General features: G+C 49.6%; 24 protein-coding genes. 1 reads left to right on the top strand and 23 read right to left on the bottom strand.

Annotation, left to right across the window (positions count from 1 at the left end):
* Nucleotides 1–139: 139 nt before the first annotated feature.
* From cheW to ACUN8C_RS07240, 23 genes are all read right to left on the bottom strand, one after another.
* Complete coding sequence (gene cheW / locus ACUN8C_RS07350; RefSeq protein WP_108843686.1) at nucleotides 140–628, bottom strand: chemotaxis protein CheW; 489 nt, start codon at nucleotides 626–628, stop codon at nucleotides 140–142.
* A 67-nt stretch (nucleotides 629–695) separates the two neighbouring features.
* Entirely contained in the window at nucleotides 696–2,777 is a 2,082-nt protein-coding gene (gene cheA / locus ACUN8C_RS07345) for a chemotaxis protein CheA (RefSeq protein ID WP_445621839.1), read from the bottom strand.
* Between the two features lie 94 nt (nucleotides 2,778–2,871).
* The gene (gene motB, locus ACUN8C_RS07340; RefSeq protein ID WP_445621580.1) at nucleotides 2,872–3,819 is read right to left on the bottom strand and encodes a flagellar motor protein MotB; all 948 of its coding nucleotides are present in this window, start codon (nucleotides 3,817–3,819) and stop codon (nucleotides 2,872–2,874) included.
* A 3-nt stretch (nucleotides 3,820–3,822) separates the two neighbouring features.
* On the bottom strand, nucleotides 3,823–4,704 hold the full coding sequence (motA, locus tag ACUN8C_RS07335) for a flagellar motor stator protein MotA (RefSeq protein WP_108843688.1): 882 nt from the start codon (nucleotides 4,702–4,704) through the stop codon (nucleotides 3,823–3,825).
* A 328-nt stretch (nucleotides 4,705–5,032) separates the two neighbouring features.
* Nucleotides 5,033–5,596 carry a flagellar transcriptional regulator FlhC gene (flhC, locus tag ACUN8C_RS07330; RefSeq protein ID WP_108843689.1) on the bottom strand — a complete coding sequence of 188 codons (564 nt, stop codon included), beginning with the start codon at nucleotides 5,594–5,596 and terminating at the stop codon, nucleotides 5,033–5,035.
* Nucleotides 5,586–5,942: a flagellar transcriptional regulator FlhD gene (gene flhD, locus ACUN8C_RS07325; protein ID WP_341476567.1), complete on the bottom strand. Its 357-nt coding sequence runs from the start codon at nucleotides 5,940–5,942 to the stop codon at nucleotides 5,586–5,588. The genes flhC and flhD overlap by 11 nt, the downstream gene beginning before the upstream one ends.
* 353 nt (nucleotides 5,943–6,295) lie before the next feature.
* The gene (locus tag ACUN8C_RS07320; RefSeq protein WP_445621579.1) at nucleotides 6,296–6,583 is read right to left on the bottom strand and encodes an EscU/YscU/HrcU family type III secretion system export apparatus switch protein; all 288 of its coding nucleotides are present in this window, start codon (nucleotides 6,581–6,583) and stop codon (nucleotides 6,296–6,298) included.
* Complete coding sequence (gene fliK, locus ACUN8C_RS07315) at nucleotides 6,580–7,437, bottom strand: flagellar hook-length control protein FliK (RefSeq protein WP_445621578.1); 858 nt, start codon at nucleotides 7,435–7,437, stop codon at nucleotides 6,580–6,582. Before fliK ends, ACUN8C_RS07320 begins: the two co-directional genes overlap by 4 nt.
* 227 nt (nucleotides 7,438–7,664) lie before the next feature.
* Nucleotides 7,665–8,015, bottom strand: coding sequence for a flagellar protein FliT (fliT, locus tag ACUN8C_RS07310; protein WP_445621577.1), 351 nt, complete (start codon nucleotides 8,013–8,015; stop codon nucleotides 7,665–7,667).
* A gap of 1 nt (nucleotide 8,016) precedes the next feature.
* Nucleotides 8,017–8,433, bottom strand: coding sequence for a flagellar export chaperone FliS (gene fliS / locus ACUN8C_RS07305; RefSeq protein WP_445621576.1), 417 nt, complete (start codon nucleotides 8,431–8,433; stop codon nucleotides 8,017–8,019).
* Nucleotides 8,434–8,459: 26 nt separating this feature from the next.
* A complete protein-coding gene (gene fliD / locus ACUN8C_RS07300) occupies nucleotides 8,460–9,818 on the bottom strand; it encodes a flagellar filament capping protein FliD (RefSeq protein ID WP_445621575.1) in 1,359 nt (452 codons plus the stop codon).
* A gap of 88 nt (nucleotides 9,819–9,906) precedes the next feature.
* Nucleotides 9,907–10,746 carry a 3'(2'),5'-bisphosphate nucleotidase CysQ gene (gene cysQ, locus ACUN8C_RS07295; protein ID WP_445621574.1) on the bottom strand — a complete coding sequence of 280 codons (840 nt, stop codon included), beginning with the start codon at nucleotides 10,744–10,746 and terminating at the stop codon, nucleotides 9,907–9,909.
* Nucleotides 10,747–10,955: 209 nt separating this feature from the next.
* Nucleotides 10,956–11,777: a glycosyltransferase family 2 protein gene (locus tag ACUN8C_RS07290; protein ID WP_445621573.1), complete on the bottom strand. Its 822-nt coding sequence runs from the start codon at nucleotides 11,775–11,777 to the stop codon at nucleotides 10,956–10,958.
* A gap of 130 nt (nucleotides 11,778–11,907) precedes the next feature.
* Nucleotides 11,908–12,957, bottom strand: a complete 1,050-nt coding sequence (locus ACUN8C_RS07285) for a glycosyltransferase family 4 protein (RefSeq protein ID WP_445621572.1) — start codon at nucleotides 12,955–12,957, stop codon at nucleotides 11,908–11,910.
* A 15-nt stretch (nucleotides 12,958–12,972) separates the two neighbouring features.
* Nucleotides 12,973–14,031, bottom strand: a complete 1,059-nt coding sequence (locus ACUN8C_RS07280; RefSeq protein ID WP_445621571.1) for a hypothetical protein — start codon at nucleotides 14,029–14,031, stop codon at nucleotides 12,973–12,975.
* An 11-nt stretch (nucleotides 14,032–14,042) separates the two neighbouring features.
* Nucleotides 14,043–14,945 carry a glycosyltransferase family 2 protein gene (locus ACUN8C_RS07275; protein WP_445621570.1) on the bottom strand — a complete coding sequence of 301 codons (903 nt, stop codon included), beginning with the start codon at nucleotides 14,943–14,945 and terminating at the stop codon, nucleotides 14,043–14,045.
* Nucleotides 14,946–14,958: 13 nt separating this feature from the next.
* Nucleotides 14,959–16,461 carry a lipopolysaccharide biosynthesis protein gene (locus ACUN8C_RS07270; protein WP_445621569.1) on the bottom strand — a complete coding sequence of 501 codons (1,503 nt, stop codon included), beginning with the start codon at nucleotides 16,459–16,461 and terminating at the stop codon, nucleotides 14,959–14,961.
* 9 nt (nucleotides 16,462–16,470) lie between these two features.
* Nucleotides 16,471–17,631 (bottom strand): glycosyltransferase family 4 protein, encoded by a 1,161-nt coding sequence (locus ACUN8C_RS07265; protein ID WP_445621568.1) that lies wholly within the window; start codon nucleotides 17,629–17,631, stop codon nucleotides 16,471–16,473.
* The gene (locus ACUN8C_RS07260; protein WP_445621567.1) at nucleotides 17,631–18,449 is read right to left on the bottom strand and encodes a hypothetical protein; all 819 of its coding nucleotides are present in this window, start codon (nucleotides 18,447–18,449) and stop codon (nucleotides 17,631–17,633) included. The genes ACUN8C_RS07265 and ACUN8C_RS07260 overlap by 1 nt, the downstream gene beginning before the upstream one ends.
* A gap of 159 nt (nucleotides 18,450–18,608) precedes the next feature.
* On the bottom strand, nucleotides 18,609–19,895 hold the full coding sequence (locus ACUN8C_RS07255) for an exopolysaccharide biosynthesis polyprenyl glycosylphosphotransferase (RefSeq protein ID WP_445621566.1): 1,287 nt from the start codon (nucleotides 19,893–19,895) through the stop codon (nucleotides 18,609–18,611).
* Nucleotides 19,896–19,965: 70 nt separating this feature from the next.
* Nucleotides 19,966–22,200, bottom strand: coding sequence for a polysaccharide biosynthesis tyrosine autokinase (locus ACUN8C_RS07250; protein ID WP_445621565.1), 2,235 nt, complete (start codon nucleotides 22,198–22,200; stop codon nucleotides 19,966–19,968).
* 129 nt (nucleotides 22,201–22,329) lie between these two features.
* Nucleotides 22,330–23,448: a polysaccharide export protein gene (locus ACUN8C_RS07245; protein ID WP_445621564.1), complete on the bottom strand. Its 1,119-nt coding sequence runs from the start codon at nucleotides 23,446–23,448 to the stop codon at nucleotides 22,330–22,332.
* 631 nt (nucleotides 23,449–24,079) lie between these two features.
* On the bottom strand, nucleotides 24,080–24,463 hold the full coding sequence (locus ACUN8C_RS07240; protein WP_445621563.1) for a histone-like nucleoid-structuring protein, MvaT/MvaU family: 384 nt from the start codon (nucleotides 24,461–24,463) through the stop codon (nucleotides 24,080–24,082).
* A 440-nt stretch (nucleotides 24,464–24,903) separates the two neighbouring features.
* Here ACUN8C_RS07240 and dinB point away from each other — a divergent pair, with 440 nt between their 5' ends.
* On the top strand, nucleotides 24,904–25,947 hold the full coding sequence (gene dinB, locus ACUN8C_RS07235) for a DNA polymerase IV (RefSeq protein WP_445621562.1): 1,044 nt from the start codon (nucleotides 24,904–24,906) through the stop codon (nucleotides 25,945–25,947).
* The last annotated feature ends 11 nt before the right edge of the window (nucleotides 25,948–25,958 follow it).

The raw sequence follows: 25,958 nt of genomic DNA, 5'->3' as shown, positions 1-25,958 counted from the left end.
TTGCCGGCATGTCTGTGCACATCAAACTATGTTTTGGATAAACCAAACCGAGGATTAGAGCAGGTTAAAGTACGCTGTTTATACAGACACAAAAAAAGCGCCGGCATCAGCCGGCGCTTTCCAAAGCAGGAGCAATCGATCAGGCAGCCTTGTCGATCAGGGCCATCTCTTCACTGCTCATCAACTTTTCAATATCCACCAGAATCAGCATGCGATCATCCAGACTGCCCAGTCCCATCAGGTAATGGGTAGACAGTGTTGAACCAAACTCCGGTGCCGGCTTGATCTGCTCACCGGTCAGGGCCAGAACATCGGAGACACCATCCACCACCACGCCCACGACGCGATGACCAATGTTGAGCACGATGACGACGGTTTGCGCCGTGTAGTCGGCATTGCCCAAGGCAAACTTCAGACGCAGATCAACGATGGGAACGATAACGCCACGCAGGTTGGTCACGCCCTTGATAAAGGAAGGTGCGTTGGCAATGCGCGTCACCCCTTCATAGCCGCGAATTTCCTGCACACTCAGGATATCGATGCCGTACTCTTCCGCACCCAGTCGAAAGACCAGAAACTCATGACCTTCCCCTTCCAGCTGTACCTTGTCGATAGCAGAAGCTTCCATTGTCTCAACTCCCATATGCCCGACCCAGCGGGCAGAATTAAAGATGGCTGTGCGTTATGCAACTGAATCAGTGCAGCGCGGCAGCACTACGATGATGACCCGCGTGACTGCCTTCACGATCCTGAGGCGCACGTGACAGTGCCGGAATGTCCAGGATCAATGCCACGCTGCCATCGCCCAGGATGGTGGCGGCAGAGATGCCCGGAACACGTCGATAATTGGTTTCCAGATTCTTGACCACGACCTGGTGCTGCCCGATCAGTTGATCAACCTGCAGGGCAAAGCTGCGCCCTTCGCTTTGCACGATCATGACAATGCCCTTGGTGACATCCTGCTTCGCATCGGGGATGTCAAAAACGCGGTAAAGCTCGACCAGGGGCAGATATTCACCTCGAACGTGCAGGACACGATCATTACCGGTGACGGTGCTGATATCTTCCGGCCTGACCTGCATGGACTCCTTGATGGCACCCAGCGGCAGGATATAAACCTCTCCTCCGACACGAACCGACATGCCGTCGAGAATGGCCAGCGTCAGTGGCAGCACGATTCGCGTGGTAGTGCCCTGCCCGGTACGGGAGAGAATTTCCACGTGGCCACCCATCTGCGCGATATTACGCTTGACCACATCCATGCCGACGCCACGGCCTGATAGATCGGTAACATGCTCGGCGGTCGAGAAACCCGGCGCAAAAATCAGCTGCCAGACATCGTCATCACTCATGGCATCCGACACGGCCAGACCATTCTCACGAGCCTTGCTCAAGATCCGGTCGCGGTTCAGGCCGGCACCGTCATCACTGATTTCAATCAGGATGTTGCCGCCCTGATGACTGGCAGACAGCGTCAGCCTGCCTGCAGCCGGCTTGCCCGCGGCCAGGCGTCGATCAGGCGTCTCGATGCCATGATCCAGACTGTTGCGAACCAGATGGGTCAGCGGATCAACGATGCGCTCGATCAATCCCTTGTCGAGTTCGGTAGACTTGCCCACTGTTTCAAATTCAACCTGCTTGCCCAGTTTGCCAGCCAGGTCACGCACCAGCCGCGGGAAGCGGTTGAAAACAACATCCATGGGCATCATGCGAATTGACATGACCGCTTCCTGCAGGTCACGAGCATTACGCTGAAGCTGGTTCATGCCACTGAGCAGATTGCCGTGGATGACCGGGTCGAAATCGGATGTCCCCTGCTCCAGCATGGACTGGGTAATGACGAGCTCACCGACCAGGTTAATGATCTGGTCAATTTTTTCGATCGATACGCGCAGAGAGGCATTTTCGCTGCTGGCCGCAGCCCGCTCGGCCTTTTTGGCAGCAGGCGCGGCGGCCCTGGCCGGCTCGGCCGGAGCCGCAACGCTAACCGGTTCCGCCGGGGTCATCTTTTCCGGCTCAGGTGCCTTTTGCACCATCTCTTCCTCGACAGGCCACTCATCAACTTCGGCCGGCCATTCATCGACTGCTGTCTCTGCGCCATTGTCAGCGGAGGCGGCTGCAACAAGCTCGAACGTGATCTGATCATCGTCGACCACGAAGCAGAGCACGGCGCGGATATCTTCCTCGCCCGTGGCGGTTTCAAGGCGCACGGTCAGCACATCATTGGCATGCTGCTGTTCCAGTACGGTACCGAACAATGCCATCTCTTCTGCAAGACTGGTGGCATTATCCGCGGCAACCCCGGCAATTCGGATGATCATGGCACTGCTTTCAGCAGCGCCGGATGCAGAGGTCTGCGCTGACGATTCGGAAACAGCACCGCTTCCGTGGCCCTTCTCTTCGGCCAGTGTTTTCAGTGTGTTACAGATACGCTCGTAGGCGGCGCTGTCCGGCTCGGTCTGTTGACGGTAGGCATTGAGCTGATCGCTGAGCATATCCTTGGTTTCCAGAAATATGTCGATAATGGTCGGGTCAAGGGTCAGTTCACGATGACGCGCCTTGTCGAGCAGGTTCTCGAACAGATGCGTGGTTTCCTGAAGCACGGTAAAGCCGAACGTACCCGCGCCACCCTTGATGGAATGTGCCGCTCGAAAGATGGCATTGAGCTGTTCGCCGTCAGGATCACTGGGATCGATCTGCAACAGTTGCTGCTCCATATCGCTGAGCAGCTCCTCGGCCTCTTCGAAAAATGTCTGGTAGAACTCGGTAATGTCGATGCTCACGCCTGATGCCCTGCCCTGCTTCTGGATTCGGTCCAACGCTCGACTCGAGCGTGCGCGAAAGTGTTTTCAAAACCTGCCGTCATGGTGCTCATGGCTGTGTCATCTGTTCTGACGCCTCCGGAGTGTCCAGAGCACTGTCGCCCTGCGTAAACCCCTCGATGGACAGCGGGACCTTGTCACCATCAATGATGGCGGGCGCGGCGGGTGCCATGTTTTCCTGTTCCATCATTTTCTGTGCGCGACTGTTGAGCACCAGAATGCTGATACGACGGTTGAGCGCACTGTCTTCCTCATCAGGCATGTTCATGGTGTCCGCCATACCGATGACTCGTAGCAGCTTCTCGGGCTCAAGCCCTCCTGCTACCAGTTCACGCCGTGATGCATTGGCGCGATCCGTTGAAAGCTCCCAGTTGCTGTATCCCTTGAAACCAGCGGCAAACGGAAGGTCATCCGTATGGCCTGACAGGGTCAGCTTGTTGGGCAACTCATTAAGCAAAGGGGCAATGGCCGTGAGTATGCGGTGCATATAAGTCGCTACACGGGCACTGCCTACCTCGAACATGGGCCGTCGCTGGCTGTCCACGATCTGAATCCGAAGCCCCTCGGGAGTAAGATCAAGCCGCATCTGTGAGCGCAGATCCCGCAGGGCCGGGTCTTCCTGCATCAGGGCTTCAAGGCGTGCCTTGAGCCTGCTCAGCGCCGACATATCGGTGGCCATGCTACTGTTTTGCTCAATGGTAATTCGGGAGCGTTCTCCCTCACTGTGCATGACATCATCCCCGCCTCCGGGAATGGCGCTGTTGCTGGCCGAATTACGATCCCCGCCTGCCAGCGCCACTTTCAAAGGGGTACGAAAATATTCACTGATCTGCTCAAACTCGGCTTTTGATGTTCCGGCCAGCAGCCACATCACCAGAAAGAAGGCCATCATGGCCGTCATGAAGTCGGCGTAGGCGATCTTCCAGCTGCCATGCGAACCATGATGGGCGGCGGCTTTCTTGCGACGTATGACAATGGGGCGACGGTGCTGGCTCATGGTTTAACCCTGACTATTGCCGCTGGGCTGTGAACGTACGCTACGCACATGCTCTTCCAGCTCGCTGAAACTGGGGCGCTCGCTTGAATAGAGCACCTTGCGACCGAACTCGACTGCGATCGGCGGTGCATAGCCATTCAGATTGGCCAGCAGCGTCACCTTGATACACTGCAGCATCTTCTCTACTTCACTGATCTGATGCCGGATGTGCGTGGCAAGCGGCGTGACAAAACCGTAAGCCAGCAGGATCCCCAGAAAGGTCCCCACCAGCGCAGCCGCGATCAGGGGGCCTACTTCCTCGGGCGTTAGTCCTTCGGCACCCAGTGCGTGCACCACGCCCATGACGGCTGCCACGATGCCAAAGGCAGGCAGGCCATCGCCGACACCCGAAATGGCGTTAACGGGAATTTCCGCTTCATGCTGAAAGGTCTCGATTTCATGATCCATCAGCGACTCGATCTCGAAGGCATCCATGTTGCCGCTGATCATCAGGCGCAGATAATCGGTCAAAAACTCCATGAGCAATGGATCTGCCATCAGCTTGGGATAGCGTGTAAACAGCGGGCTTTCCGCAGGGGTTTCCACATCACGCTCGAGCGCCATCATGCCCTCCTGGCGGCCCTTGGCCAGCAACAGGTATAAAAGCGCCATGAGCTCCATGAAAAGCTCCTTGTTGTACTTGACGCTTCCCTTGAGCTTGGGAACAACTTTCAGTGTTGCCTTGATTGCCGTGCCGTTGTTACTGGCGACGAAGGCACCTATGGCAGCACCACAGATGATGACGATTTCGGCCGGCTGAAACAGTACTGCCAGATGACCACCTACCATCATGTACCCCCCGATTACCGAGGCAACAACAGCAACATATCCAAATAATATCAGCACGGTAATTCCTCAGTATTCAGGATCTGGAGATAACATCGGCCAAAAGTGGCCAGGCTTGAGAGCCCATCTCATCAGATTCATCGGGGAAAAAGGGATATAACGCCTGCAACAATACCGAGCTCGTCTGCCGGGCAATGGTGACGATATTAAAACCTTTCATCGCCTATCAAACGCAGGACTAGCCTCCAAAAAGGGGGCCATATTTTCTGTTTAAAAACGGTTTTGACAGGGCCTTCAGACAAGAAAAAACCCTGAAAGCGAGCGCTGTCAGGGCAAGGGGGAAATCATGGCAATAACGGGGAATCAAATGGGGGTGTACGTTGCCTGATCAGTATTCGCTACCACTTTCCTTTCTAATACGCTCTCTTTCGGCAGCACGTCGGGTTTTGCCGGCACGAGACGGCGGCTGGCAGATCCCGCAAACAAAGTCCTGATCAAGGCTGTGGGCATGGTTAACAAACCTGCCACTGCATGAGGTGCATGAGGATAGCTGCATCATGTCGCTTTCAAAAAAGCGTACCAGTGTCCAGGCGCGAGTCAGACCCAGCACGGCCTCACCATCTTCAAGCATGGAGATTTGCTCGAAGTAAAGTCGGTAGGCCTTGATAATGGCTTCCATCCGGTCACAGCGGCTCTGTTCGCGCAGGGAAAGATAAATATTATAAAAAAGTGACGAGTGAATATTGGGAAGCCATGTAATAAACCAGTCTGTCGAAAAGGGCAGCATTCCCTTCGGCGGTGAAACGCCCCGGACTTCCTTGTAAAGACGAATCAGTCGACCACGAGAAAGATCCGTCTCGGTTTCAAGCACCTGAAGTCTTGCACCCAGCTCAATCAACTCGATTGCCAGCTGGATATCACGCACTTCATTGATGACGCTCTTATCGGCCATGATGGCGCCCCTTTTTCAGCACCACCTCCTCCTCGTCATCACGCATGCTACCAGCAAGCAGAATGGCAGCGTGGGTGCGCTTGAGATCGTCTTCTCGCTGCTGGGTAGTCAGCGAGGACAGCTGTGAAGGGTCTACCAGAGCAAAATGACACAGTAGCTGATTGGAGTTGGCAAGTTTTGCAAGCTGGGAAATGGGCAATGAGGCCAGAGTATCCGCCATCTGTTCGTTCAGCTTCAGCCTGAACATGGCAGAAGAACGATCTTCGTTCAGAAGCCGCTGTACCAAAAGCAGATAAGACAGATTGACGTTGCGAATATCGTCCAGCAGATGGCTTGTGGTCATCATGTTCCCTTCCCCTCGTCTTGAAGATTTATCCCGTATCACGACAGGTGCAGCGGCGATTGTTCACGCTCTTGACCGATTGTCGTAACAGGTTCATTGCCAGACAGAGCGACATTCAGTCAATTTAATGTAACGCCCCGTTACTTTCTGCAATATTGGCACATCATACTTTACTACCACAACCCTTTTTTTGATTAGTACGAAAACAATGTTTTCTCATGTCGTTTCTTAAGACAATAGCAGAAAATTTAGCCAATAAAATCAACGTCAGACGAAAAGGGCCCAAAAAGGGCCCTATTTCAAAATAAAGAAAAAATTATTTGTGTCTTTGAGTTAACATACGGTTTTTTGATGTATCACGATACAGAGGCTGCATCCCGCTCCAGTTCGTGTATCCAGCACAACAGTTCTGCCAATGCCAGATACAACTCTTTCGGAATACGGTCATCAAGGTCCACGTGCAGGAGTAGATTGACCAGCTCTGCCGATTGATGCACATGGATACCACTTGCATGCGCCTTTTCTATGATGGCATCGGCAGTTGTGCCATAGCCCTTGGCCACCACACGAGGCGTCTCATTGACATCATGTGCTATGGCCACAGCACGCTGGCGTTGAAAGGAATGATCATTGGAAGATGTCATGCTGTTTTACCCTCATGATCATTCCCGTTCTGAGGCGAGAAGTGTAATGCCGCCAGTTGAAGGCCTGCCCCTGTGAATCGTTCATCAAGATGTTGTCCCTGCACAGTCATCCATGCCAGATAGGGGCCTTCTACCCTGCCACTGACCTTGATGGTCTTGTCCTGCAGGCTGATCTCAAGATCAACATGCCCCAGAGCAGGGAGCGTCAGCCTCAATTTTGAGCGCCAGATCCTTGAGGCATCTTCTCTCTTCTTGTCGGTATCGGCCTCGGGTTCCTGCTCGATTTCCCATTGCACCGGTATCTGGGGCGTCAAAAAACCTTCCCACCTCACCAGCGGAGACGTCATGAGCTCCAGCTGATGACGCAAAATGCCCTGTAGATCATCCTGGGCAGAGGACATATCAGGCATTCCGGCTTCTCGACCAGCAAGACTACCAGCGGATTGCGCAGCGTGTCGTTCACGCATGACCGCAGTGAGCACGCTGTATGCCTTGTCCGCCTCTGCAGTAGCCTGACTTCCCGTCGAAGGTGCCTGTAAAAGCCTGTTCTGAGGCTCCTTGAGCAATTCCTGTGAATCATACTGCCCCAGAAGCCATTGACGCAGGTGCGACTCATAGAACAGGCCGCTATGCCTGATCTGTCCGGCAAGCACGGACGAAAGCACTAACGGCCTGGGCGATTCCTCGTCTGCCAACAGAACGACATCCGTGCTGACCACAGGTGCCGTGGCTGGAAATTTTTCCAGAATACGGGATATGGCTCTGGCTTCGGCGCTGAAATGCGTGGTGGAAGATTTGGGCAGGCTGCTTGAAGTCGTGTCTTCAACGAAAGGATTGCTACCTGATGTCGTCACTCGAGTGGGTATCCTGTCAGGCGATTTGGCTCTTGCAGCCGCATCCTCGCCATGGCGCTCAAGCGTTTCATCCGGTGTGTCCGAGGTGCCATGACGCACTGCCGGTGTATAGGTCACACCCCCCAACGGCAGATCGGGTTGCCTTGAAGCAACCCGATCCAGATCCGCGCGACGTCCCAGGACGTTGTGAAGCAAGGTATCCAGCAGTGGCGTAATGGCACTCATGACTACTCCCCCATTGGGGCCGATACCGCACTATAGGCACGATTGACCTGCTGCTGTACCCGGCTCTTCTCCATCAGATGACTGAGTTCGTCGAGCCTTTGCTGTAGCAACACATGAAGCTGATGGTCGTTTTCCAGAAGCTGCGCCAGAATTTCCTTCTTGTATGCCTGACGCTCACTATCCAGCGTTATTTGTTCATCACGCACTCGAAGACGATCAATTTCACACAGATAGTCATGCTCAAGTTCAATCAGCTTTTGCCACTGGCCTGCACTGGCATGCTCAAGCATTTGCTGGCTCACCCTGAGCGCTCGCTCATAGCCATGGATGATCAGAGTACTTTTTTTTTCCATATCAGGCCTGAGCCGCTGCAGTGGGTTGCTGGACAGACGAACCGATTTCCTTCCATGCACCGGCGATATCACTCAAAAGACTTTCCACATGCTCTACCAGCGTCTTGTTATTCGACATATTCGCTTTTAAAAGAGAACGAGACATGTACTCATAAAGTGATGACAGTCTTTCTGCCATCTCCCCACCACGCGTCATGTCCAGGCTGGCTCGCAGCCCGCCATCGATGATGTCGATGGCCTTTGAAATGGCCATGCCCCTGCCAGCAATATCGTTGTGATCCATGGCCCACTTGGCCTTGAAAATGGCCGCCATGGCACCATCGAACAGCATGACGATCAGTTGATGGGGAGAAGCGCTCATTGCACCTGTCTCCACGCCTACTGATGCGTAGGTACTTGCCCCTCTTTGTGTATACATAACTGGTATCCGCCACAATAGTCGTATTATGAAGTCTTGTTCAGCGCATCAAGTTGCTGAGAAAGGTATGACTGAGTGCTGTTAATCTGGGACATCAGTGAATCGAGCTGCTGAAACTGCTTCTTGTAGCGCTCCATGGTCGTGCTGATGGTGTCCTGCATTTTGGCGCTACGGTCCTTGAGACTCTCTACCGAACTCTTCAAGCCTGTTTGAGCACTTCCGATCACCCCATTGTCAGATAGCATCTGCTTGATGCTGCTATCCAAGCGTGAGGCAATACCGTTGGTTCCATCCCCCTGAAAAAGCCCCTTCATGCCGTCAAGGTTCGTGGAGAGCGCTTTATCAAGCTTGGCCTCATCCGTAATCTCGAGCTTGCCACTTTTCGTAAGGTCGCTGCTAAAACTGATGCCGGCTTCGAAGAGATAATTCATGCCCGTGCCTTCGACCGCACTACTCATGATGCTGCGCAGGTTGCTTTGAACAGAACGCACATTACTATTACCGGTTAACGCGGCGCCCTTGAAGTTATCACCTTCACCGGTAGGCTTGGTCAAAGAAGTAATCTTGTCGGCCAGACTGTTATAGGCCGTCACAAAATCCTTTACCGCCGTTTTGACACTGTCGGTGTCCTGGCTGACGGTCAGTTTCGTAGAGGCCCCTTCAGCTGTTGTCTCTGCAAGATTAAGCGTAACGCCCTGAATGGCTTCCTCTACCTTGTTGGTTGAGCTGGTAATGGCCAAACCATTAACAGTCAGACTGGCATCCTGCGCAGTAACCTTTGTCTCCGCGCCCGTAAAAAGCGCATTTAAACCGGCGTCGGCACTGTCAAACGACATGGTCGAATCCTTGCCTGTCGTTTGTGAATTCAACACCAGCCGGTAAGGAGTACCGCTACCATCATTGATAATGGAGGCCGTCACGCCAGCATCGGACTTGTTAATGGCATCGCGAATGCCTGCCAGCGACCCATCTGTAACATCGACATTGGTAGACTTGTCACCGAGATTGATCGTTAATTTCCCGGTGCCAATAACACTTGTAGTATCAGTCTGCCCCAGGGTAGCTCGCGACTCGGCAGTGGCCAGACTATTGATCTTGATATCGTAACTACCTGCGGCAGCCGTGCTGCCGGCAGTCGCCGTTAACGCCGAACCGCTGACATTGGTCGCAAAGCCTTTATATAGCTCGGCACCATTGAGCTTTTGAGCAGCCTTTTGAAAACCTTCAAGCGAACTCTGCAATTGCCCAAACCCTGAAAGCTTGGCGTTGGTCGACGTAAGCTTGGCATTGATGGGTGCAAGCTTTGTTTTCTCTGACTTCTCAAGACCATCAAGTAGAGACGACAGGTTAAGATTGGAACCAACACCCAGTGATTCGATAGCCATCTGTGACGCTCCAAAATGGGGAATCCTGGCAGGCAAAAGCGGATTCGTTGTTCTCTCTGAGACACTATCGGCAGCTGCCGTGGAATATTTAAGGCGATCTGCTCACGGACGCATTTAAAAACCCGGGATAACGCCATTTTTCATCAAGCCCTCGTCCAAGGGCGATGAAATCAGGGTTTATCAGTGAATCGCGCTGGTTATATCGAAGCCTTTCCCCTGCCTGCAGGGTATTCGTATCCAATTGAAGCACCGTACCGCCGGCTTCTTCCAGAATGATATGAGCAGCACCTGTGTCCCACTCACACGTGGCACCAGGTCTTGGATAGCAATCGGCAGCGCCTTCCGCAATACGACAAAACTTGAGAGAACTCCCAACGCCCTGCAGGTGGCATGGCGGCATGGCCTCCAGCAAACGCGTCATCTTGCCATTGCCATGTGAGCGACTGCCTACAATCCGAAGCAACCGATCAGGATGCCATGCTGCAGAAGCAATGCACTCTTCTGGTTCGCCCAGGCATTGACGCCATGCCCCCTTGCCCTTCGCGGCATACCACATGGTGCTTAAAACAGGTGCAGCAATTACGCCAAGAATCGGGTTGCCCTCATGTATCAACGCGATATTGACCGTGAACTCACCGTTTCGATTAATAAATTCCCTGGTACCATCCAGAGGATCAATCAACCAGAAGGTTGACCATGACAGTCGGTCTTCAATCTCATCTGCACCAGACTCTTCTGAAAGCAACGGCCATGAGGGCGTCAGACCAGACAGCCGCCGCTGGATCAGTCGATGTGCTGCCAGGTCAGCCTGGGTCAAGGGGCTATCATCCGACTTATCGGTAACTTCTATCGAACCCTGATAGATTTCCATAATGGCGCCACAGGCATCCCATGCGATTTTTTTTACGGACTCAAGCAGCTCTGTCATTAGTCTATTTCCTGTACGCCATGGCTTTAACACTATACCCCGCGCATCAGCAGCAGCCGAGCCTGCCAAGGTGGTTTGCATAAGCCGAGCAACGACTGTTTTAGATCGTTTATCTCTCTATCGATGTCTGAAAATCAAAAACCCCGGTATAGGCTTTTGACCTATACCGGGGCAAACGTACTGGTACTTGACTCAGGAAGTCGACAATCTCAGGCAGCCGGTTTTTTCCTCAAAATGCCCTGATAGACCGCAGCAAGCAGTTTTTCGGGCATGAGACGCAAGGGGGCTCTCTTGAGGATGTTCATGTACATGGTCCCTGATCCAACAAATCCCATATCGTGAAACTTTTTCTGAAGCTTCACGTCCTGCTTGAAATAATGCCAGCCCCGACGCCTTGCCAGCATCCCGTTACCCACACGGGCATTAACCAGAATATCGCTGACGTTATCGATATGACTGCCCTGACACAACAGACGAGCCCACAGATAATAATCTTCGATACCCAAAAAATGCTGATATCCCCCGGCCTTGAGGATGGCTGCACGACGGAACATTACCGTCATGTGATTGACCGGGCATCGTGAGCGTGCAAACCGCGCCACTTGCTCCTTGCCTGTGGGTAGCTCACGAATGGCGTGTGGTTTTGTCGGGTCTTCATTGAACTCTGCAATGGCCCCTCCAAGCATATCGACCTCGGGATGGGCGGTCATGTAATTGACCTGCAGCTCGAAGCGGCCAGGGCAGCAGTGATCATCCGTATCCATTCTGGCGACCAGATCATTACGGCAGTGCTCAAGGCCCGTGTTGAGCGCCTCACCCAGCCCCTTATTCTCGGGAAGTCTTACGGAAACAATATTCAATGTGGGGCGGTATTCATCGAGCGCTGCATGCAGTTGATCATTGATGGGACCATCTTCAACAATGACAACCTCATCAGGCTGTACGCCTTGTGTCCTGATGCTTTCAAGGCACTCACGTAAGAAGCGTGGCGATTCCTTGTCATAAACGGACATCAGCACCGAAAATTTCATTTTAATCTTTTCCTGCCTGTAATTTAGCGATCAAGTCATGTGCCATTGGCTCCTGTATCAATTAATTGATACAGGAGCCAATGGCGTTGACACACTGGCCTTCAGATAAACACTGTCATCCATCAATAAACTACCGATGCCGAGACACTGCTTTCTCGTAAAATTCGGCATATGCATAGCCCATGGCTTCACCCGTAAACTTCTGCAGGTACCTCCTGTAACCGCCTTCAGCCAATGCTTCACGGTGATCAAGCGCAAAATGAACGGCACTCTTGAGAGAAGCCGAGTCTTCAAGCGTAAAAAAGGCGGCCTGTGTACCCATGATCTCCTTGAAGACATTGATATCACTGCAGATACAGGGCAGTCGGACCTGCATCGCCTCCAAAAGCGCAAGACCAAAACCCTCGCTTCGACTGGGCATGATGTAAGCGTCGTAATGTGGCAGAAAAGCAGCAATATTATTGCGATAACCCGTAAACCAGCATCTTTCAGAAACCCCCAAATCCTTTGAGAGCTCCATTAAAGCTTGCCGGTAAGAGCCATCGCCTACAACGACCAAAGCACAATCGGGCATATCGACCAATGCTTTAATCACCTGATCGATACCCTTGCGTTTAATGAGATGCGCATTGGTTCCCAGCACATGATACTGACGCGACAGCTTTTCCAATTCAACGCGATCATCATCATCAAGCGGTTTTATGTGGGGTAGCTCGCCAATACCGTTATGAACCACATGCAGTTTTTCGGCTGGCAACGTACTCGAATAAAATCCTCTGGCATCTTCCGTCAATACCGCCAGAGAACCCATACGGCGCCATGTTGCCATCCATACAGGGGTCGCCAGCATGGCAACTTTCGGACCGTAGATATTAAGAAGTTCATCTCTTGCATAATTGTGCAACGTGGAAACATGCACTGTTTTTCTACTGCAAACGCCTGCATATGCAGACAATAGATCTGGCCTGATGCCATGAGAATGAACAACATCAAATTTCTTAAGTACACTGGCATCACGAAAGCTTATAGGCTGAATATCGCAGCCTGCTTCAAGCGTTGATGGCCCGCGAAGATAAAAGATTGTCGATTCCATACCCGCCGGTAGATTATCGACAATATTTTTTACGACATAACCTGGCCCATTGGGCTTGAACTCAGTAATGATCTGAGCAATTTTCAATATCTTCTCCATGCTTTAACCGATCTGACGTGAAGCAGTGGTAAGAAAGTTGAATGCCGAGCTGAACAAAAATGTTGGTGCGATGCCCACCAGAACAAACAAGACTCTCATTAGAATCCTCTCGCTCTGAGTTTTCATGGCACGGTCAAGATTCATGGCAAATATCGGGACAATAACCACCAAAAGCATCATTCCAATTCTTTCTGCCTGAGCCCCACCAAGGGCGGGAATAAATGCCACAAAGGTAAATATGGCATACGCAAGCGAAATATTGTTTTTCAAAAACCGATTGAAATTGAAATTTGAAATCAGGAAGGCAATAAAGGCCATGGCCATGAAAACCATCAAGTAAGCATAGGTCAATGGCAGTCCTGTTGTGCTTGATGATTTAGCAAACTCACTATCTGCCAGAGAAGAGTAATAAACGCCTCCCAGCATCAACAAATACAGGAAGGAAAATACGCCCTTGTGGAAAAATCTGAGTTTGGGTTTCGTCATCCCTTTGGTAACTGCGAATAGATACAGCAAAGGCATATAAACAATTGAGGCATTATGCGTAAACAGCGCCAACAAACCAAAGATGCCGGCCAGAAAAAGGTTTCTGACACCAAAGAAGGCATACAATATAAACATACAGGCGATCAGCTGCCGATATACATTTTCATAGCCCATCAACACTGGAAAAAACACCAGCATGAAAGGCGCCACATATAGCGGTATACCCAGGCTTTGCTTACGATTGCCTACTGCATAAAACAGAAGGGACAACCAGATAAGATCGATGGCCCAAAGCGTCGTGACATCATCGCGGATCCATTCATATAAATATCCCGAACCAAACCAGTACACAAATTCGCGCGTGTAATAGGTTGATGCCGTTGCAAAATCCAGAGTACTGGAAAGATACTTGGCATAGCCCGCCATGTCGTAATCAAATCCCGAATTACGCACAATCCAGAGGTAAAAAAGGGCAATGCCATAGGTAGCCACAACAAATGGCGTTCTTTTATTAAGAAAACAATAAAAGAACGAAAAAACGCACAACACAAGATACCATGCAAGCTCAGCAGTCATATACTAACCCATCAAGATTTTTTTAATCTGGCTATGGCTTTATAAGTGCCAAGCAAACGAGGCAACAAAAAGAACAAACCAATCCTATCAAGCGCATCCCCTGCCAGCTTGATCGTTTTGAACTTTGGCTTTAAAAGCTCAGGCATAATACGATCTGAAAAAAAGCGATAGGCGCCATGATCTTTTAACAAGGCTGCAAGCACAAAATGGCGCTTGGCAAAACCACTGATATGCTGAGGATCTACAAGATATTTGTTCATGAATACCTTGCTGGCTTCCATATTCATGGAGCCACTCATACGTCCATCACGATCGCAATTCAAGCGGACCCCAGGCACAGGATCGTATCCCCATGACCTGCTGTGCTCGGCAGTATCAATCAGAAAGCCCCAATCCTGATGTTTATTCAGGCTTTCGTTAAAACGAAAGGTTTCCTTTCGCTCAGCCAGAAAACTTATCGTGGATGTTCTTATGTCTTTATCTTCTATAAAGAGATAGTGCCGAGGGTCACGGACATCAGGTTGCTCGATGAAATCTCTTTCACCATCGATGGAAACATCGGTATAGGCGCCAAAACAAAAATCATGATGATGCTGGCGCATAAAGCTCAGACGTTCGTTAACATAACCCGATGTAAAATGGTCATCAGAGTCAAGCAAAAAAATATGGCTGCCAGAAGCCTGTTCAATGCCAATGTTGCGCGATACTGCTGCGTTTGACTTCTGCCCCTTTCTTACCAGGGTAGTATTAGGTGATTCAGCAACGATTGCCGCCAGAGTTTCTATATCATCAGAACAGTCATCCACCAGAATGATTTCATAATCGTGGTCGCGCGCAGATTGATGAACGCTTTCGAGCGTGTCCTTGATGAAGCTACTGCTACGATAAGTTGGAATGACTACTGATAGTTTCATTGTCTAAACTCGATTACCCTGAAATCAATTTCATTTTTCTTAAAGGCTTTTGAAGTATTTTGGCAAAAAATGTCGCCGATTCATTTTTGAAAATGACGCCTGACACCAAAGCCACAATCAATTGCACGATACCAAAAACCAACATATCGCAAAGATTGGAAAGCGTTTTATTTGACATAAAGCCAAAGGGCGATGGCATTAAATATATTGCAAAAAACATGACCAGCAGAATAACGATGGAAAGCAATGCTGTCGCAGGCATACCTTTTAGCAGCGTACCCATCCTAAAGTTTTCATTCTTGGCATGTAACAGCCAGAAGCACTGTATGAAATTAAGAATACTGGCGACTGAAAGTAGCAAGGCAACCAGATAAAGATTTCCTAAATATACGCCGATCGAGATTGCCGACACGCTGGTAATAGAGGAAAAAACGCCACAATAAAATAGAGATCGTGTTTGCCCTAGGGTTTGCCATATACCACCAGTCGTTGCCAGGACAATCTGAAATATTAAAAAGGGAGTTAGACACTGCAGAATTACAGAGGACTGCTCCCAACCAGGCCCATAAAGAACATATATAATCTTGTCCGAGAAAAGCACTATATAGATAGCGACAAAAAAACCAAGAAAAAATATCTTATTGATGAGTCCATTATAACTTTTAGCGATTTCCTTTTGGCCAAAGGTACTGTACACCGGCTGAAGTGCCGCTGTTGCAATGCCGGCGATATTCTGGATAGGCAGCATCATAAGGCGATATGCCATATCGTAGAGCCCTACTGCTGCCTCACCAATGAATTTTGAGATTAAAATCTTGTCTGAATTTCTGGAAAAGTAGTTCAAAAAATTAAACATGAACTGATAGGTAGAAAACCCTAATACGGTTTTAAACCCGGTCAGGGCAATTTTACCGATAAGATTACGCCATCCAGCATACACACAGACGAGAACGAACCTCATACCTGTGTAGACAATGGATTTCCAAACCAGCGCATAAACGCCATAACCACGATAAGCCATGATGCAGGCAATCGCTCCGGAGACCAGTGCACTAATCAGCGTAATAATGGCAACGACACTAAATCTTTTTTCTCGCCTCAATAAGGTTTCAGGCACGATTGAGACAACTGAAAACAGAATCATGGCGCCAATTAATGGCATGACACCATAGTAAATATCGTTATTGAAAAAATCGACAGCCAGATACGAACCCGCTGAAAATATAAAATATAGCGCAATGCCTACCACAAAACAGATCAGGAAAAGGCCGCGTATTTCTTTGGCCGTTAACTCCTTGTGATAAATGATGGCAGGCCCGAGCCCCATTTCTCCCAAAAGGTTAAAGAAAAAAATGATCACCATGACAGTTGCGACAACCCCGAATTCACTCGGCGTTAAAAATCTTGCCAACACCATGGTGACAGCAAACTGTACAATCAGGTTCGAGTATCTTTCAATGAAGCCAAAAACGAAACCGGATTTGAGATCCCGGTTCATTGTATCCGTATTACTCATTTGACTTCCTTATACACCGCGATATAAATCAAGTATTTTTTCACGGTTGCTATCTGTACTGAAGTTTGACAGCAGCTCGTCTACCTGCTCTTTCTTAAGCGGCGGATGTTCACTTTCAATAATATCGATGACAGCCTGATAGATGGCCTGACTGTTTTTAGCTTCGATGATCTGAGTCATTGGCTGATAGGGTGCCGCACAGATTGTGTCAGGCAGGCCGCCACTATCAGTGACTACCACCGGCAAACCTACAGATATGGCTTCAAGCACTGCAATTCCAAAGCTCTCTTCCTGGCCAGTCTCTTCATCCTGGATGGAAGATTGAATATAGATATCACTGGCGGATAGCTCTTCAAATATCTTTTCACGTGACAGATCAATTTTGAAATCAACAGCGCTTTCAAGGCCCAGATTAATGGCCTGCTGCCGCAACATATTTTCCAGAGGGCCGAATCCGATTAATTTCAAGGTAACTTGCTTATATCCATTTTCATGGAGCATGGACAATGCATCAATCAGATAAGTTTGCCCCTTAAAACCTACAAATCGTCCAATATTGACAATGGAAATCTCTTTTTCGGAATCAACCTTTTTCTCTTCAAAATCTGCCATTGAGATATTGACGCAATTGGGCAATACAATGATTTTTTCGCCCGGAATGCCGAATATATCTTGTAGCTTTTTTTTCAGATAATGAGAAGGTGCTGTAAAATATATATTGTCATGCTGCTGGCACTTGTAAACTTTCTCTACGTATTGAGGCTGTCCATACAGCTTATTACTGACAACATCAATACCATGCGTAGATATGATAACGCGCCCTCGAAACCCATTTTCGATCACATCATGTATGTTTTCAAAAAAATAATTGAAATGACTGTGAAGCACATCAGGCTGAATATCATCAACAACCTTTTGCAACTTCTTTTGCTCAAACACATGATAATCGTTGAAAATTTTTCGACGCCCACGCTTTGATATTTTTTCAAAAATATTCCGGCGATCTATATCAAAACTGATAACCCTGCCAAAGGGACGCTCGATCTTGTTGATATGACGATTGGTCACAACATGATTTTCCACCCCCATTCCCTCCATATCTATGATGAGATCATAGATAAAGGTTTCGGAAGAATTGGAAAAATCAGAAACAAGATGAAGTACTTTCATCAAGACACGTCCTTATTCACGGTTTCTCTATATCTTTGAAGTTCTTGATCGTCACCGTGCTGAAAATAGCCGTATGAATCGGTAAACTTTACTGGCTTATCTCTACCAAATCCGAAAGGCAATACATCATAGCCGCCAAAATATTTAAACAACCAAAATTGGAGCTTGTTGATCAGTTTATTTTTAAAGCTGTCAAAATCTCTTTGATAAAAAAATCTTTCCGGCAACCACTGGGCGATTTTTGTCGAAGCGATCGCAAATTTCACTTCCGGCGGAATGATCTTATCCGTAGCTTTTATATTTGAATATGCATTAATGAATCTTGGTATGGCCGTTTTCTTTATTATCATCATTGACTGTTGCAAGGGCTGTGGCGTGTTGCCACGATCGCCAAACATGAAATCTGATTTCATGTTGTCAATGGCTTTTTCGACAATGCCATCACCAAACAGGAGTGCATCCTGCTCTACATATACCCAATAATCTGCATTTGTAGCATGGGCATATCCCAAACTGGCCAAACAACCTCGTGTATAACCCGAATAATGGCCGATATGGCTGGTAGAGTGTCCTGCATTTATATCCAGACTGATAAATTCAACACGAGGATCATCAGGAATTTCTGGTATGGTCGGCGAGGCCGAATCTATCACTACAATTTTGACTGGAGAAGTAAATCGATTTACCGAGCGATACCACTCCTGGAAAAAAGCAACGTCCCTTATTTCATTAGAGCCATATTCAACTCTTTTTTCGTTTTCGGGTGTTTTCTCGCCACACCACCATCCTGAGCTGATAATATAACTATATTTAGACATGCTTATCCCGCAAAGTACGAATCGTTTTGCCACACGATATTATTTTATATCGTGCGACACATCATTAGTCATTTTTCAATTTGAGCAATTCATTGCCCTAAAACAAGATTCTGAGCATCAACTCGACAGTCAACGCTCAGAAAAATGTTTGCCATAATCTTATCTGGCGCCGAAGCCTGTCAGCATTGTCTTTATGGTGCGAATGACAATAAGAACGTCCAGCCAGAATGAAAAATTCTTGATGTAGTAAAAGTCATGCTCAAGTTTTTTGGTCATCCCTTCTACTTCAGCAGCATAGCCCAGCTCTACCTGAGCCCAACCAGAGATCCCGGGGCGTACAACATGGCGATAGTTAAAAAATGGCACATCTCGTTCATACCACTCTGCCAGATTGCACGATTCAGGCCTTGGGCCAATCAGACTCATGTCGCCCTTGAGCACATTAAAAAGTTGCGGCAGCTCATCAATACGGTATTTTCTGATGACCTTGCCGACTCGCGTAATGCGAGGATCTTCGCCCTCGGATGTAAAGCCAAGACCATCATGATTCATATACATGCTGCGAAACTTGAACAGCTTGAACGGACGACAACGGAATCCCATGCGCTGCTGATTAAAAAATGCCGGGCCCGGATCGTCTCTTTTGATAATAATAATTGTCGCAAGCATGATTGGCAGGACAACCGGCAATACCAGCAGAACACCAAAAACATCAATGATACGCTTGGCGAACTCATAGTTTTCGCTAGGTGTTAAACTGCCGAACTTGTTCTCGTACAGGTGGTCAAGATGCACGCGGCCAGTAATGGACTCATGGATCTGTCTGGCGTTGAATACCGGAATACGATGTATCGTGCAGTCGGCCAGAAATTTTTGCCAACCATCATCCAGATCCGCACGCAAATCTGCAACGACCCCGTCTACCCGCATGGTTTCAAGGTCGGGCTTCTCCAGCCATCGCCAGTCAACACTTTGGTCATGGCAAAATTCGTGTACGCGGCCAAAAGGCACTACAGCAAGCTTGCGTGTTCTATATCTGGTACTGATCTGATAGCCAAGCGAGCAATAAAGCACGGCGATCAGATAGGAAAGCACAATCTGCGTGGTTGCAATTTCGACGTGCAGACTCAGCAAGACAGCTACCATTACAATATAAGACATTGTAATGAAAGGAATAATATATAGAAAAGCCTTGGTTCTGGGAAAATTAACGAGGCTGTGTACAGCGACGATGGCTACCAGATAAGCCAGAGCTGTGCCCAGCAATGTAACACATCGCTCGGCCTGCCACTCCGTGACAAGATTCCAGTTCCACTGAAACAGTGCTGGAAACAGGACAGCAATAATTAGTCCCAGCGCCTGATTAAAGCGATAGCTTAAAAGAAGTTTTTCATACCACCGGGAATGGCGACGATTGTGTTCCATGAAATTTGTGAACGTTTCCATGTTGCTGTTCTCACTTCCGATATGGCCACTCTACCTGAAGCAGAGTGGCCACGAGACGGTCTTTTAATCTTTACGACTTTTTGCCATAACTGTAATGGTAATTACCGTAGTTGCCGCCATAGCGATGGGATGCTGTCTGTTCTATACCATTAAGAACAGTTCCCTTGATCTCAACACCACTGTGCTCAAATCGACGCCTTGCCTGTTCAATTTCAGCAGGAGGATTTACGCCATATCGTGCCAGCAGCATGTTGGTGCCTGCCTGCTTACCGATAATTGCGGCATCCGTGACTGCCAGAATCGGCGGGGTATCAATGATGATCAAGTCATAATGCTGATCGGCCCAGGCCAACAGTTCGCTGAATCCGGCACTCATCAGAAGTTCAGCAGGATTCGGCGGCGCGGCACCTCGAGAAATAAAGTCCAGCCCATCAACGCCACCGGAGCGTACTACTTCAGAAGCCGTGGTCCTGCGCGCCAGAATATCGCTCAGTCCCTTTTCTGACCGGCCCTTGAAGACATGATGAAGATGTCCCATACGCATATCAGCGTCTATGACCAGCACTCGCTGTCCTGCCTGAGCACAGACCACGCCCAGATTTGACACTACGAAGCTTTTACCGGCGCCCGGGCTGGCACTGCTGATCATGAGCCGCGCATTGGGAGCTTCCATCATGGCAAAGTGCAGACTGGTGCGCAGGCTACGTACGGCTTCAACAGCCTGGTCATCAGAGTTGCGTAGAGCCAGAACACCGGTATCCACCGTATTTCTTGCACTCTGATTGCGCCCAATACGCAGATTGCGATTTCCACGCGTTCTTTTTACCAGACCGCTCTGGTTACCGCTTAACGGTATAGAGGCGTAAACGGGCATACCGATCTGTTCAAGCTGCTCGGGGCTTTCGATGCCACGATTCATGATGCGACGGATCAAGACCACAATAATGGCAATCACCAGGCCCAGCACAAAAGCGATAACCGTGACAAGAACCTTGCGTGGTGCTACCGGGCTGTTCTGCAGGGTGGAGTCATCGATGATGCGAACGTTGCCAACGGCACCCGCTTTTGCAATGTTCATCTCCTGCATGCGGTTAAGCATCTGAACGTACATTTCCTGATTGACGTTCACATCACGCTGAAGCCGTAGAACTTCCTGTTGTGTTTCAGGCAGGCCGTCAACACGCTTTTGCAGTCTCTCCTTCTCGGCATTGAGCTCTTCACGCTTTTGCAGCAATGCCTGATATTGGGGATGACTCTTGTTAAAACGACGTGACAGGTCCGCTTCGTCAAACTTGAGCTGGTTAAGCTGATTATCGAGGTTGACGATTTGATTCAGTACTGAAGAAGTTTCCTGATCAAGGTCAACGGAATCCTGATTCACACGATAGTTATTCAGCTTGTTTTCGGCTTCAACCAGGCTGTCACGAACGCGTGGCGCCTGCTGATTCAGGAAGTCGAGACTTTGCTGCGCTTCAGCAGACTGCCTTTCAATATTTTGCGTGATGTAAATATCAGTAATGGCCTTGAGGCTGTTACGGATTTCATCTCGATCAGTGCCGTTTAGCGTCAATTGCAGTATGCCCGTTCCGGAGCGACCGACTTCTTCAACGTCAAAACCAGCGCGCAGGCTGTTGATTGCTGACAGGCGTGAACGCTTGACGACCGTAAATTCAGCGCCCTGACCTGCCGTCATGTCCATGACGCGCATTTCAACATTGCCATCACGTGATTGCGCCAGCTGGCCTACCTGACCTTCCAGAACCAACTGCCCATCGGCACGAAGTTCATAGCGATCGTTACCCAGCGACTTGATGGTCAGCGGGCGGTTGATCCAGCTGTCAGGAACAACAAAGCGGGTAACATTGATGCTTTCCCCAGCCCATACCGACGACCAGCCCTGAGCAAAGGAAGGACGCTCAATACCGCGACGCGCCAGCGTATCTCCCAGAATCGGAAGGCCTTCGGGCGTAATGCTCAGCTGGAGATTAAGGCGATCAGCTGCCTGACCCAGCACCATTCGCGACGTGAGGATCTGCATTTCGGCGGTTGATCGTGGGGTGTCCCCAAAAACGCCGAGATTTTGAACCGGGTTGCTGGCCGGATTGGCACGCCCTTCTATTTCAAGAAGCGCATCACTTTGATAGACCGGCGTTTTAAAGGTGACATATAAAATCCCGAGAAACGTAAACACACATACGATCAGGGCGATCAGCCACTTGTTATCAATCATCAGACCGAAAAGCCGACCTAGATCAAGCTCTTCGCCGGAATCGGCTGACTGATATTTTTCAGTATTCGAGGCCATATTGATTTATCACTGATTCCATTTACGAAATGGTACATGAGCATCTCTGTCAGTTTTATACAGCGCTCATTTCCGATACTGCCGACTCAAGGGTGGCGCTATCCAGACGCCTGGATAGCGCGGGCTCCGTTAGAGGTCGTTATAGTCTCTGACCGAGCCAACCGATTGACGAGTAAGGTTTGTGGACGGCAGCAACTGGCTGATCACGCGGTTCCAGCGGCTGATCGGCGCGGTCGTGACATAGACAATGTCTTTCGGCTCAAGCTGGAACTCTGTACCAATGACATAGGCTGCAGCATTACTGGCATCAAGCTGATAGACCGTTGCCTGCTTGTCGCCCGGGCCACCCTGTCGGATAACGAAGATACCCGATGCACGTGCCTGAATTTCATCAATGCCGCCTGACTGGCTCAAGGCATCCACCAGATTAAAGCGATGGCCACCCATCGGCAGATCCTGCGGTCTTTGAACCTCACCAAGCACATAAACCTTTTCATTACCCACATCAGGCACGTGCAGCACATCGCCATCATGAAGCAGGCGATTCTGGCTGATCTGGCCATTTTGCAGCATGTCATAAACGTTGATGATTTCTTCCTGACCATTATGGGACAGGACCACATGCCGCCAGTCAGCGTTTTCGTTCAGACCACCTGCACTGCTGATGGCATCCAGCACCGTGAGTGGCGTATTGGTAATGGGCTGCTGACCAGGGTTGGATACCTGCCCGCTGACATAGGCCTTCTGGGACTGAAAACTGGCAATGTTGACTTCGACCTGAGGCTCGGCAATGTAATCGGCCAATGCTGCAGCAATCTGGGTGCGGACATCGGCGACATTCTTGCCGGCGACATGGATACGGCCCACATAGGGATAGAAAATGGTGCCATCACCATGCACCACGTTCCCGGTCTCAACGGAGCTTCGCTCTCCTCCAGCCGGAATGGTAAGTTCAGGATGGTCATAAACGACAATATTGAGAATATCGCCCTTGCCTATACGATACTCATAATCGCTGGCGTCGAACTTCATCTCATCAGAGGCCTCTTTCAAGCCTTGCTGAGAGCTGAACTCCTTGCGGGCTGCGTTTTGCGCCTGCACAAGGCCAAAAGTGATGGGCTGCACATCTACCAGATCATCAATGGGTGGCCCCGAATTTTCGTAGGGCATATCACTACCGGGAGAAAGAACACAGCCTCCCAGAAAAAGGGAGCTCCCCAACAAGGCACAACTCAGCAGCCGCTTCATTAACCGCTTACTCCTGTCAAAATTATTCCGGCGTCTGGACACGCTACCGCCACGGAATGTCGATACTGGCGTGTTTCCGAGGCCATAAAATACCGCCGATGTTGCTGTTCTACTCGGCGCTGGCCGAGCGGTATCGCATGATGCAGCAGTCCATGACTACAAGTCGAATCGACGCCTCAATAGCATGACCTGACCCTATTAAAGGAATCGGCAAAGATGCCGGCGGTCTTTAATTAAAGGTCAGATAAAATTATTCAGACTTCTGGATTGCCGCTGATGCTATCAGACCCCCATTGGCGAGGGTATGCTGCTTTGCGCATCATTATTTCGAGATTCTACAGCACCAGCATCTCACCCGCCATTAACCACCCGGGGCTTTTTACAAACCATCATGTCACGGTGTGTTACGAAACCCCTTGATAAGACGATAGATCACCCCGTCAATGGCCTTCGAATATTTTAAGCGGTTATTGTTTTTGACGCTTGTGCAGAAAACATCATGAATTGAAGCCAACACTAAATATTTTGGCAGGACATGTCATGGAAGATGCTTCTTTGTTGGCAAACAACTCCAAAATAAAACCATAGGCATAAAAAAAGGGCCGCTTGGCGGCCCTTCGAAGGGAGAAACTTACTCGGTACGCTCAAGCCACTGCTCAACCGTATCGTTACCGTACTCTTCCTTCCATGCCTTGAGCGTTTTCTGATTACCACCGCGAGTCTCTACAACCTCACCGCTATGCGGGTTGCGATATACCTTCAACTTGCGCTTGCGCCGGCCTGCGCCCTGGCTGTCGGACGAAGAGGACTGCCTGGTAGCGGACTGCACGTCATTAGGATCAAGAATATCAATGACATCAGCGGCTGTCTTGTCATGGGACTGCATCAGCTGCTCAAGCTTTTCCTTGAACTCGAGCTCACCCTTGAGCCTTTGATCCTGCTCGAGTTGCTGCAATTCATCACGCAGCTGCTTGAGCAGTTGTTCTTTTTTCATATATTCATTTAACAGTGACATTACTGACCTCTTCAGCTAACACACATCTCTTACCGAGATGCTGACCCTGCGGTCTATTAAAATAGTTTTAACCTTTGGTTGCGCCGATAATACTTCAAAAAAAAAGTGTTTTAAAGCGAAAACCAGTTCCTTTAGCCATGCAAGACACGTTAAACGATATATAACTGTGCCACATCTATCATTATTAATATTAGAAAGCCCTGTCAAAACATTCCTGCCAACGAAAAAGCACTAATTGATTTCTGATCTCTGAACTGCCTACAACCTGGGCACCAGCATCGTACTCAGGGCGCTGGCGAAGTCTGAAATCCGTCAAACTCTAAATGTGAAAAGTGATTTTCAGCCATTCAAAATTTACCCCTTTGTTGAGAGGCCATGGAGGATTTATAGAGCAAGTAAGCTATAGTAGACATACCTATATAGCCTCCCCAAGACCTGTGATGCGCAAGATACTTCACGCTGACTGCGACTGCTTCTATGCAGCGGTCGAGATGCGCGACAACCCCTCTCTTCGGCACATACCACTGGTCATTGGAGGGAAAACGGAAAGCAGGGGTGTTGTGGCCACCTGTAATTACCCGGCTCGTGACTATGGCATACACTCGGCCATGTCGATGGCACATGCCCAAAGACTTTGCCCTCACCTACACCGACTGAGCCCCGACTTTGATAAATACCGGGAAGCGTCGCAGCAGGTGCAAACCATATTCAGCGAGTTGACGCCCCTGATCGAGCCACTGTCTCTTGATGAAGCCTTTCTGGATGTCACACATGTCGAGCGCATGAAAGGAAGTGCCACGTGGATGGCGCAATGGCTCAAGCAGCAGGTACAAGAGCGTGTAGGCATTACCATCTCTGTCGGCGTCGCCCCCAACAAGTTTCTCGCCAAGATTGCCAGCGACTGGCAAAAACCTGATGGCCTGTACACCATCACCCCTGACCAGGTGAGCGATTTTCTGGATCAGCTTTCCATTACAAAACTTCATGGTGTGGGGCCGGCGACCGCAAAAAAGCTCGAGGCCCAGGGGATTCACACCTGCAAGGAGCTGAGAGCCATTGAACTGCCGATACTTCTTGAAGAGTTTGGCAAGTTCGGCGTACGGCTACATGAATTGGCACGTGGCATAGACGAACGACCGGTCAAGATAGAAAGAGAGCGAAAATCGATTAGCGTAGAAACCACATTTGATCGAGACCTGCCCAGCATGACCGTCTGTCGTGAGGAAATAACCGATCTCGTCATGCGCCTGGAAGAGCGTATGGCTCGCCACCAACATCCAGCGATCAACAAGCTTTTCGTCAAGATCCGCTTTGACGATTTCTCGATCACGACCATGGAGACTGCAGGGCAAACGCCGGAACCGGAAAGCTTTCTACCGCTTTTTGATACCGCATGGCACCGTGCAGAGCGACCGGTCAGGCTGCTTGGTGTTGGGGTAAGACTTGTATCCGAGGATGCACAGCGACAGATGGGGCTTTTTTGATCTACTCCCTC

This window comes from Kushneria sp. Sum13, from assembly GCF_052692355.1.
Note: the sequence above shows the minus strand (reverse complement) of the source record. Positions and strands in the feature narration are given on the sequence as shown.

Coding starts and splice junctions, on each gene's coding strand:
- cheW (WP_108843686.1), bottom strand. CDS start 628: ATGGAAGCTTCTGCTATCGACAAGGTACAGCTGGAAGGGGAAGGTCAT.
- motB (WP_445621580.1), bottom strand. CDS start 3,819: ATGAGCCAGCACCGTCGCCCCATTGTCATACGTCGCAAGAAAGCCGCC.
- flhC (WP_108843689.1), bottom strand. CDS start 5,596: ATGGCCGATAAGAGCGTCATCAATGAAGTGCGTGATATCCAGCTGGCA.
- flhD (WP_341476567.1), bottom strand. CDS start 5,942: ATGATGACCACAAGCCATCTGCTGGACGATATTCGCAACGTCAATCTG.
- ACUN8C_RS07320 (WP_445621579.1), bottom strand. CDS start 6,583: ATGACATCTTCCAATGATCATTCCTTTCAACGCCAGCGTGCTGTGGCC.
- fliT (WP_445621577.1), bottom strand. CDS start 8,015: ATGGAAAAAAAAAGTACTCTGATCATCCATGGCTATGAGCGAGCGCTC.
- fliS (WP_445621576.1), bottom strand. CDS start 8,433: ATGTATACACAAAGAGGGGCAAGTACCTACGCATCAGTAGGCGTGGAG.
- fliD (WP_445621575.1), bottom strand. CDS start 9,818: ATGGCTATCGAATCACTGGGTGTTGGTTCCAATCTTAACCTGTCGTCT.
- cysQ (WP_445621574.1), bottom strand. CDS start 10,746: ATGACAGAGCTGCTTGAGTCCGTAAAAAAAATCGCATGGGATGCCTGT.
- ACUN8C_RS07290 (WP_445621573.1), bottom strand. CDS start 11,777: ATGAAATTTTCGGTGCTGATGTCCGTTTATGACAAGGAATCGCCACGC.
- ACUN8C_RS07280 (WP_445621571.1), bottom strand. CDS start 14,031: ATGACTGCTGAGCTTGCATGGTATCTTGTGTTGTGCGTTTTTTCGTTC.
- ACUN8C_RS07275 (WP_445621570.1), bottom strand. CDS start 14,945: ATGAAACTATCAGTAGTCATTCCAACTTATCGTAGCAGTAGCTTCATC.
- ACUN8C_RS07270 (WP_445621569.1), bottom strand. CDS start 16,461: ATGAGTAATACGGATACAATGAACCGGGATCTCAAATCCGGTTTCGTT.
- ACUN8C_RS07265 (WP_445621568.1), bottom strand. CDS start 17,631: ATGAAAGTACTTCATCTTGTTTCTGATTTTTCCAATTCTTCCGAAACC.
- ACUN8C_RS07260 (WP_445621567.1), bottom strand. CDS start 18,449: ATGTCTAAATATAGTTATATTATCAGCTCAGGATGGTGGTGTGGCGAG.
- ACUN8C_RS07255 (WP_445621566.1), bottom strand. CDS start 19,895: ATGGAAACGTTCACAAATTTCATGGAACACAATCGTCGCCATTCCCGG.
- ACUN8C_RS07250 (WP_445621565.1), bottom strand. CDS start 22,200: ATGGCCTCGAATACTGAAAAATATCAGTCAGCCGATTCCGGCGAAGAG.
- ACUN8C_RS07245 (WP_445621564.1), bottom strand. CDS start 23,448: ATGAAGCGGCTGCTGAGTTGTGCCTTGTTGGGGAGCTCCCTTTTTCTG.
- ACUN8C_RS07240 (WP_445621563.1), bottom strand. CDS start 24,463: ATGTCACTGTTAAATGAATATATGAAAAAAGAACAACTGCTCAAGCAG.
- dinB (WP_445621562.1), top strand. CDS start 24,904: ATGCGCAAGATACTTCACGCTGACTGCGACTGCTTCTATGCAGCGGTC.